The organism is Mesorhizobium neociceri (assembly GCF_013520985.1).
In the GTDB taxonomy this organism is placed as follows: Bacteria; Pseudomonadota; Alphaproteobacteria; order Rhizobiales; family Rhizobiaceae; genus Mesorhizobium; species Mesorhizobium neociceri.
In genome coordinates, this window is the sequence record NZ_JACDTY010000047.1 from 1 (window position 1) to 9,326 (window position 9,326).

Genomic DNA, 9,326 nt, shown 5'->3' on the forward strand with positions numbered 1-9,326 from the left:
ACGCTGGGTTGGCCAAAGCCGACAATGAGCAGAGAAAAACAGGAGCACCTCAGTGGGAGGCCCGGCTCCGACCCTGAGATGACGATCAGCTCGCTCCGATCCGAGTTGACAGCGACGCGCGAAGAAAATCAGGTACGCACCGCGGAGATTACCAATCTCCTTGAACAGCAGAATGCGACGAGTGCGATCCTCAGGGTGATCGCCGCATCGCCGACCGATATCCAATCCGTCCTGCAGATCGTGGCGGAGAGTGCTGCGCACTTTTGCGACACCTACCACGCCGGCATTTTCCTGGCGGGAGACGGGACACTATTCCCCAAAGCGCACTATGGCCCCATCGCCCTCGACTTCGGCCTGAAATTACAACGCTATCTCACTCCGCTCCGCCATCTGGTTCACCCTGAGCACTTACGCAAACACGTCCAGCTGATGCGAAGGCGCGTGTAGATGGGATGATCGCCAAGGTAAAGGACGCAAAAGTCAAGGCCCAGGAGGCCGCCGACATAGCGAGGAAAGCCAGCGCTACGTTCGCACTCATTGGCGCATTGTCGCTGGTCGTCGGTGCCTTCATCGCGAGCGCGGCGGCAGAGCTTGGCGGCAGACAGCGCGACGATGAGGAAGCGCTCTATCTTTCGAACCGATAAAGCCCCGCCTGATCCGCCCGCGTCTCCGGAAGCGCGGGCCTTTGCGCTCGGCGATTGCTGATGGGCGTCAACCAAAGGCTTCTATGGTTATGCGCTGATCGTCATCTATTTTTGCCGTGGGTCTTCCAAGCCGATGCCGATCTGCCGGTAGCGGCCAGCCCGACGTTCCAAGACGGCTTCGGCGAGCGAACGGGCAACGTTGCGAACCTCTTCCTGAATTGCTTCGTTGGCGTCAAGTTCTTCATGACTTGTCGCATACGGCTTCCAGTAACCAATATATCGGTCGAGTTCTGCGCTAGGCCCTGCCGGCGACAACTTCATGAAGCGGAGCCAGTCGGCAAGGGAGCGCCGGACGTTCTCCGCACCTTCGACGTCACCGTGCACAATCACCGAAAACAGTCGACCTGCCAAGTGACGTGGGTAGTCCCACCCGGCCAGTTCTACCTCTTTTGCTTTTGTCGCATCTTTGCCTTGGGTAAGCGACGGGTCGGGATTTCCACCATCGGCGCAGACAAGCCTGTCCATCATGAGTTTGACGGGTGAAGAAACCTGATACCAGTTGACCGGAGTGATAATCATAATCCCATGGGCAGCGACCCACATGGGATAAATTTCATTCATCCAATCCTGAACCTGACCAAGTGAATGGTTGGGATAGCATGAACAGGGCCAGTGGCAGAGCGGGGCGGCCGTCGAAAAGCACGCCTTGCAGGGATGAATGTTCCTGCCGTATTCAGAAGCAATTCGCGATAGATCGAGAAGTTCGACGGCAAGCTTGGTTTCAGTCCTAACAGTGTCACGGGCGATGTCGGCCAGGCGGAAACTCTTCGACATTTCGCCGGGACAAGTGTGCTCGCTGCGCGATGAGCCGTTAATGATTAGCAGACGCGGCGGGACTGACGAGTCCTGGTATCGACGCTGCGCCTGAACTACCTCTTCGTGCGCCGCAATCCAGTCGGCCGATAGATCATAGTCGGGGTCGCTGAACGCGAGGCCGGCTTTTCTGGTGATCGGGCTCTTGCGGGATTCCGCATAAGCTTCCCAAGCGATTGAAGCGATTTGCTCGATCGAAGTGGCTAGTGGCTGGAATGCCGGATCGACAAATTGCTGTTTGTAACGCGCCTTGAACTCCTCCTCACTCAATTTGGGACTAGGCATGCCTTTGCGAGGCACCGGAGTCTTCTTGAGAAACTTATCGACAAGACGAGCCATTTGCACATTCCTTCGCCCATGTCGTCCAGGAACGCGCACAATGTCCTAACCGTTGCAACGTCAGCGAGGCATTCCCGCTGGAACACGGGCCGGCGATGAATCGATCTTGGGCAGGATCATGCTCGCTGATGGCACTCGATCGGCTACCCACCATCTTCTAGGCCTCATCAGCAGGCAAGTTCCACAAAGCTAGTCCTGCCAACCGCGGCGAACCTGTCCGCAGATCAGTTCGTGCGATGAAGCAAATTGGTGTCTGGCCAATTGTTCTTGGGGCAGCAAGCTCGATCGCGATAAGGGCGGCATTCCTTCCGAGAGCTTATGCTGACAAGGCGGCTGAAAGACGCAACGAGACCTAACCGTAGCTAGACTCACTGCTGCCTGCCCGAAACTTATATGGGGATGGTCAACCACAAACGGCATCACGTCGACATTGTCATGCACCTCCGCGGCAATCCGTAGATCCATTCGATGAGTCCGTTTGCGTGACGCGGTTCGCGACGAACCCAGTCCACCTTATATTCGGTCAGGGCGCATGCACCTGTTCCATGATCCCGCTTGCGGCGGATTCGGACCCAGGAGGCGAAACCATTCTTCAGCAGCGGCTGTTTGAGGCCATGAGTTTCGTCGGTTCGTCTACCGAGGATCTGCCAGGCCTGATCAGTCCTGGAGATTGTTATGATCGATTGCGTCTATGCTGATGGTGTCGTCAGGAGAGCTCCTTCTATAACGACTCCGGCGTTCACGTATTTCCACAGCGCAACAAGCAGTTTGCGAGCGAGGGCGATGATCGCCGTCTTCTTGTACCGGCCACCATTCTGGATGACTCGCGCCCTGAACCACTGGCTGAGTGCCGAATTGGGTTGATGGCGCACCCAGAGCCACGCAACCTGGACAAGCGTCGACCGGAGCCTAGGATTGCCGGACTTCGAGACTCCCTGCTCGCAATTAATCTGCCCACTTTGCCAGGGCGTTGGCACCAAACCAGCGTAGGCGGCAACCTGTCGTCGATTGTCAAACTTGCGCGACAATCCCTCAGACCACAGGACGGCCGCGAACTCCGGACCTATTCCCTTGAGGCTGAGCAGCAGGGCCGGTGTTGGCTCATCTGCCGCGACGAGCAAGGCGTCGCGTGCCTCTTCAACATCCTTGATCTGCTGGATCAGCAACTCGATGCGATCAAGCTCGCGGCTGATCTGCGCCATGAGCGCTGGCGGTAGTGGACGCCCATCTCCGGTAATGAGCGCGTCGAGGCATTTGCGTCGATCGCCTTTCAACGGTTCGTATCCGGACACACCTTGGCTGAACAAAAGGCCCTTTATCCTGTTGACGTGCCTGATCCGCTCGTTCGTCAGCGCCTTCCGCTCCCGCACCAACCGGCGACGGTCTTCCTCCTCCGGCGTTGGCACTCGCAACATCGCGCAAACCCGAGGCTCGCCGCGGTTGTAGGCCAACAACGCTCGAACCAGTGCTTCCCCGTCAATCCTGTCGGTCTTGGCCCGCCGGCGGCGACGCGATGTGGCAATGGATGCCGGGTCCACGACATAACTCTCGATGCCTTCGCGTTCGAGGACCCGATGTATCCAGAATCCATCCAGACCAGCTTCCTGGATTGATATGACCCGGAAACTCTGCCCTGTCCGCACTTCCGCCTTTCGTTGCAGCTCTGCGAAGTGATCGAGCAAACCCGGAATTATTGATTTTCACTGAGAACTGACCTTTTCGCATCGCAGGAAGGTGTTCCTAGCCTCGACGCCGACCGTTCGCGGCCTGTCGCGCATAGAGCGGGAATATGAGGCGTCCGACCAGCGTCGCTACCATGTCCCCTGCCCCGAATGCGGCGGCCGGGGTGCAGAGCGCCGAGCAGGCGAAAAAGGGTGTTCGGCACAAAGAACCAAAGTGCGGGCGCGCTCGCTCAGTGGCGATGTCGGCGACTGTCGTTGACGAATTGCGAGCTGTCCGGCGCAACAAGTCGGATTGGCCGCGTAGGTTGAAGTCGCCAGTTTGAAAACTGGCGGGGAACAATATCCCCTTTTCCGCGAACGGCACCTCCTCGTGCGCGCGGCCGCAAGGGGTTTAGCGCGCGTCGCTTTATTTATGGCTGCGGATCGGCCGCGGATCCAAAATATGGTGTCGCCGTCACCGTGCACCTTGTCTCGATCCCAGTCGTTCGTTTTGTCAGGTGTTTTGGCGGCGGCCTCCTGCTTTTACCTCTAGCCTCGTCCTTTGCTAGGCTTGGGGCCCGCGATATCGCGTGATGATTTGGCACCCATGGATTTCCTTTCGGATTTTTTGCCCAGGGAAAACACGTCCGCAAATTTTAATTCCCCTCATCCGGGGCGGGCACGCCTCGGCTGTCGGTGACTTCACCCGCCAAGCGCCGAAAACCCTGGCGTACCCAGCGGGCAGAGCTTTCTGGAGTGGCTGGTGTCTCTGTGAGCACCAAGAACACTGGTTGGATAATCGCTCATGCAGCGGAACAAAGCCGATTGGCGCTGGTTAGCTCGACAGCACATCCGTGCCTAACGAGGACAAGTACCATGAAAACTCCCCTAATTCTGGCTTCACTGGCCACGGCCACAGCCATGATTTTCGCCCTGCCCGCTTTCGCCGCCGACAGCGCGCAAGACTTCGTCGATAAGGCCACGGCTGGCGGCATGTTCGAGGTCGATTCCAGCAAGATCGCCGAGGGCACGGCCCACGATCAAGCCGTGAAGGATTTTGCCCATAAGATGATCGACGATCATGGCGCGGCCAACGCCAAACTCGAAACCATCGCCGGTGAACAGAAGCTGACGATACCCAAGGAACTGGACGCCAAGCACAAGGCTGATCTCGACACCTTGAAGACTGCCAAGGACGACGTCGATAAGCCTTATGTCCAGATGCAACGCGATGCGCATTCGGAAGCAGTCACACTGTTCGAGAGCTATGCGAAGGACGGCGACAATGCGCAGTTGAAGACATTCGCCACCGAGACGCTGCCGACGCTCAAGATGCACAAGGACATGATCGAGAAGATCGCCGTCACGGGCGACGCAGCGCCCACCACGAGCTCTACGACGCCGGCCGTAACCACGACCGGCACCACAAACCCCGCTGCCCCGGTTCCCGGCGCCAACAGCTTCACCGAGGAGCAGGCAAAGACCCGCATCCAGGACGCCGGCTTCACCGATGTGTCTGCATTGACGAAGGACGACAAGGGGATCTGGCGCGGCCAGGCAACCAAGGACGGCAAGAACACAATGGTGGCGCTCGATTATCAGGGCAACGTCGTGGCCGGCGCCAACTGACCGGCGGAAACCAGATCAAGGAGATCGAAACAATGAAGACCGTAACCGGACTTTTCGACAATTATGATGACGCCTCCGATGCCGTAGGCGAACTGGAAGCCATCGGTGTTCCGCGTGGCGACATCAGCATCGTCGCCAACAATTCAACTGGTTGGTACGACGATAGCAACCGCTCTGACGCTGCCGAGGATGCAGCCGGCGGGGCCGGTCTCGGCGCTGTGATCGGCGGCGCCGGGGGGTTGCTGACAGGACTTGGCCTCATGGCCATTCCGGGCGTCGGTCCCGTTGTGGCCGCAGGCTGGTTAGCCGCCACAGCGGTCGGTGCAGTCGGCGGCGCTGTCGTCGGCGGCGCGGCCGGCGGGATCGTCGGCGCGCTCACCGATTCCGGCGTGCCGGAAAGGGATGCCCATGTCTATGCCGAAGGCGTTCGCCGCGGCGGCACGCTAGTGACCACCAAGGTTAACGACGAGCTTGTCGACGAAGCAGAGCGCATCCTCGGGCAATCCAACTCGGTCGATCTGGAAGAGCGTCGCCGCGCCTATGAAGCCGGTGGCTGGACCCGTTTCGATGCGGATGCCGACCCCTACGTCGACATCGAGGCCGAGCGCGACAGAATTCGCAACACCAGCCCGCTCTGATGATCAAGGCCCCGCCGCCGAATAAGGCGGCGGGGCGTAGGCCATTCGACTACCCAGGAAGCATTGAATCGTAAAATCAGCGCCCGGTCGCGGGGATAGGAGCTCCTGCGCGATGCCAGTCACGATAGCGGCGGCCAGCTAACCCGTGCGGCGTCTCGTACCGCGGAGGAAGCTGGCGGCACGCTGTTCGACCGGGGCGGGTCAGAGCCAGTCCTGAAAGACGCGTGATCCCTAGATCACGCGCCTCAACCATGAGGAATGTGATTGTTGCCTCAGCGTCTAATCATTCGCGCCACGGCAATCAAAATACATGCACCGATGAAGCCGGCTACAAGATAGCCCAGCCACCCGGTCAAGGACACGCCCAGAAGTCCGAGAAGGACGTTGGCGACGAAGGCGCCGACGATCCCCAAATGATGTCCGCGAGCCAGCCGGCGATACCGCCGATGACGATCGCAGCTATCCAACCGACACCTGGATTTTCCATATTGTCCCCTTTCCTTGAACCCGAACTGGTTCGGCGGAAAAACGTGCCATTGGCCAATAAAGTTCCGAGGGTCTCCGGCAATGCATCGCCGGGAGTTGCCACTTCACGTCACCGTTGGAGGTGGCGGCGAAGCACTCTCACGCGGTTGTTTGCCTTAAAATACACGTGGAGATTGAGCCGAGAATAGGGATGCTTCCGACGACCGTATCGAGCAGCACGTTCCCTAACATCCGGGCAACAAAGGCCTTTCCGGCACCGCAGTCTCTGGCTCGTGATACGATATAAACCGAGACGATGCCTGTCGCCGCATCTCCGAGTACGGGCGGACCAACCAGCGTCCCATCCAAAACGAATTAATGTACCGAATGCGCCAACAGAAATCGAGTAAGGTGGCCAACAAATCCAATTCTGCAAATGCCTTGGCGCCCTGATAGCCGACCCGCTTTGCCCAACTTGCGAGCCCGTACGATTCAGCAGGCCTCCTTTATGGCCGCCGCCCTAGACATCGTTTTGACCGCCTGGATTGGCTTGCGCCCTACGCGGAGACACGTCGTCGAGCAGGTCGTCTCGTTGGAGCCTTGAGTGGGTTCAGATGGCAGTTCACCACTCGGCGCCATCTTGTTGACCGCCTCGGCCAAATCCCGCGTGATCCTGCTGATGAGTTCCTCGCGCGACAGGCCGGTCTGCATCGAGAGTGACGTCAGCGTATCTTCGTCTATTGCCGCCCCGTGCCCACCCACGAGTCGACCTTTACTCCTGCCCCCGCACCTCTAAATCGTTCAAGGATGTCGCCAAGCGCGGTCCCCGACGCCCTTTGAAAGCTCATCGAGGATCCCGCCTTGCAGGTCGTTTGGATTTCGATCTCCTGCTCCACGGATCATTTCGCCGATTTTGTTGCGGTTTTGGTATGCCAGAACGCCAAGCAGCGCGATCGCCAATTTTCCTATTTGCCATTGGTGCCTCCACAGTTCAATGGAGAAGGGCAGAGTGCCACAAAGGTTCCGCCAGCGACGCTAATGCTTTTGGTTGTGGTTCGAGAATCCGGCGAAGAGCATGCGAGCCGGAGTGGAAGCCGTCGTCGAGGAAACGCGCGATCTCGGCCTCTGAAAGCTACTGGAAAGGCTTGGTCCTGCCACGGCTCACCCTCGAAATCGCTCTGTGTGCCAGAAAGGGCGCTTCGGCAGGTGCACGGGGTGAACCTCGAGAAGCGTGATTTGATCAGCGGCTTGCAGCGGTTGCAGTCGAACAGGAGCATTTGTTTGTCCCTCAACAGCGATGTCGGGTCTCGTAACCCTAATCCGCCGTCACGCCCTTCCATCGCAAATCACCATTCCGTATGGATCATTCCGCCCTCCTCCGCGTTGAGCAATTCATCAGGGAGGATCCACCATGGGCGACGATCGGCACCAAAGAATTCAGCAGCGGGCATACGAGATTTGGGAGCATGAGGGTGGCATACATGGCGTTGACGAACGTCAGTGGCATCAAGCCGAAGTCGAAGTTGACCGCGAGGACCAACTGCAGACAGGCTTGCCTGCCACAGACCCGAGCGCCGTCGGAGCGACGGTGCTATCGGCCAAGCCGACAAAGCCGCGGCACGCTGAGACCGCCAGTTCCGACGTCATGACGGTAGAGGCGCTGGCGATGCGTACGGGCATTACGGGCGACCAAGCCCAAGACCTAATTGATAGGTTGGGCAATGACCGCGAGGCGATCGAGGAGGCAGCCCGGAGCTTGGCGGCCGGCCAACAGAACTTCAGCAAATAAGAAAACCCGCCGAAGCGGGATTTTGCATGTCCTTTATGCTGCAAGTTCAGCAGCCCACTGGGGCAACAGGCAAATCGCCCAGGCGGCTGTTTGTCAATTGGCCGAAGCGCCTCCCCTCGTATCACCCTTATCCTGCTAAAACATTGTTTCTCGTTTGCATAACGCTACGTCAAGAATCAGTTATCGGTTGAGTTTGCGGCGGACCTGGTAACCGCCCGGCCGGCGCTGATCAGGCAACCTCCCATTGCGGCGCCGGCCATTTTCTCCCTTCCGGACCATCGTCCAAAAGGCTGTATTTCTCACCACTAGCGAGAGCGGTACGCTCACTATTCGGCGACGCTTCCCTCAAAGCGCCATTGGGAAAAGGCTCGGCGCCCCTGGTTTGTTCAGTGTCAAAAGAAGGTCGCCGGGCCTCCTCGGCGTTAACTGGCAGGCTTGTCGGGCATCATCGGCCGCCTTCATGCAAGCGACTTCCAGAACGAACCTGTTGCTAGATAAATCCAGATCGCCACCACGGTCGACGTGGCGAACATCCCGATCAGGAATCGCGGAAAAAACATTTATGTTCAATGCCGCCCCATAACTTGGACCGACCGGTCTCTCGCCTCTACTCCCCAGAAGCATTTAAGGTTTCACTAAATTAGTAATTGCGCAAGCGCCGTGTTTAGATGCGCTCTTGGTCCTATTTACGTTTTATGCGGCCATTCTGGTCGGTGCCGTCCTTGATCGTCGTGGCCCTATTCCTTCCTGTGAGGTAGGGCCAGCGGCCCCTTGTCAGCCAGTCCGGCATGTAATGCCAGAACGCCGTTGCGCGCGGCTCAGGAAGCCATCGAACGTGGCGTAACCCTGCGGACAAGCGAGCGGATATGGATTCGGGTTACCGACGAGAAGAGCTGTCACATCTTCGAGTATACGTTCAGTCTATAACGAATGGCCCGCGCCCCTGTTGCAGAGCACGGGCCGACCAAAGTCCGCACCTTGGTCAGCGGCCCAAGCCCGGGAGGCACAGCCGCCGGATCCACAACCACCCGCATAGCGCAAGGTTCCGGGACTGTAGAAAAAGCCCGCTGCCGCACCTTGAGGGCTAGAAGAGGCGATTATATCTTGACACACCTAAGGCTGGAAATAGGGAGATAGCCGACGCGGTTGAGTCATGATGGCAACGGCCTAGGCCGCGTCGGCTACTTGCGGCGGGATTTTGGAAAGAGCGCCGCCGGTTAAACTAGGGCCTAATAAAGCCGCACGGCACCGGCGCTGCTTGGTTAAATACGTACAGTGATTTCCGCTG

At 58.6% G+C, this 9,326-nt stretch carries 7 protein-coding genes and 4 pseudogenes; 6 read left to right on the forward strand and 5 right to left on the reverse strand.

Going from position 1 to position 9,326, the window contains the following annotated elements; all coding sequences use genetic code 11:
• Both H0241_RS35150 and H0241_RS35155 read left to right on the forward strand, forming a co-directional pair.
• A pseudogene (locus H0241_RS35150) lies at positions 1–447 on the forward strand (hypothetical protein); the annotation flags it as partial.
• A pseudogene (locus tag H0241_RS35155) lies at positions 420–644 on the forward strand (hypothetical protein); the annotation flags it as partial. The pseudogenes H0241_RS35150 and H0241_RS35155, both read left to right, overlap by 28 nt.
• Before the next feature lie 105 nt (positions 645–749).
• On the opposite strand, the gene H0241_RS35160 reads toward H0241_RS35155, so the two are convergent.
• Complete coding sequence (locus H0241_RS35160; RefSeq protein ID WP_235984636.1) at positions 750–1,856, reverse strand: flavodoxin family protein; 1,107 nt, start codon at positions 1,854–1,856, stop codon at positions 750–752.
• A 689-nt stretch (positions 1,857–2,545) separates the two neighbouring features.
• Positions 2,546–3,547 (reverse strand): annotated as a pseudogene (locus H0241_RS35165) (IS110 family RNA-guided transposase); the annotation flags it as partial.
• Positions 3,548–3,566: 19 nt separating this feature from the next.
• On the opposite strand from H0241_RS35165, the gene H0241_RS36055 reads away from it, so the two are divergent.
• From H0241_RS36055 to H0241_RS35180, 3 genes are all read left to right on the forward strand, one after another.
• Entirely contained in the window at positions 3,567–3,797 is a 231-nt protein-coding gene (locus H0241_RS36055) for a phage terminase large subunit family protein (protein WP_407941797.1), read from the forward strand.
• Between the two features lie 596 nt (positions 3,798–4,393).
• A complete protein-coding gene (locus H0241_RS35175) occupies positions 4,394–5,146 on the forward strand; it encodes a DUF4142 domain-containing protein (RefSeq protein WP_181062275.1) in 753 nt (250 codons plus the stop codon).
• Positions 5,147–5,178: 32 nt separating this feature from the next.
• Positions 5,179–5,784, forward strand: coding sequence for a hypothetical protein (locus tag H0241_RS35180; protein WP_181062276.1), 606 nt, complete (start codon positions 5,179–5,181; stop codon positions 5,782–5,784).
• A gap of 272 nt (positions 5,785–6,056) precedes the next feature.
• Here H0241_RS35180 and H0241_RS35185 read toward each other — a convergent pair.
• The 3 genes and pseudogenes from H0241_RS35185 to H0241_RS36060 form a co-directional block, all read right to left on the reverse strand.
• Positions 6,057–6,271 (reverse strand): annotated as a pseudogene (locus tag H0241_RS35185) (GlsB/YeaQ/YmgE family stress response membrane protein).
• Positions 6,272–6,408: 137 nt separating this feature from the next.
• The gene (locus H0241_RS36565) at positions 6,409–6,618 is read right to left on the reverse strand and encodes a DUF4112 domain-containing protein (protein ID WP_181062277.1); all 210 of its coding nucleotides are present in this window, start codon (positions 6,616–6,618) and stop codon (positions 6,409–6,411) included.
• Positions 6,619–6,741: 123 nt separating this feature from the next.
• Positions 6,742–6,960: a hypothetical protein gene (locus tag H0241_RS36060; protein ID WP_235984637.1), complete on the reverse strand. Its 219-nt coding sequence runs from the start codon at positions 6,958–6,960 to the stop codon at positions 6,742–6,744.
• Positions 6,961–7,660: 700 nt separating this feature from the next.
• On the opposite strand from H0241_RS36060, the gene H0241_RS35195 reads away from it, so the two are divergent.
• Positions 7,661–8,038, forward strand: coding sequence for a DUF2934 domain-containing protein (locus H0241_RS35195; protein ID WP_181062278.1), 378 nt, complete (start codon positions 7,661–7,663; stop codon positions 8,036–8,038).
• Positions 8,039–9,326: the final 1,288 nt, after the last annotated feature.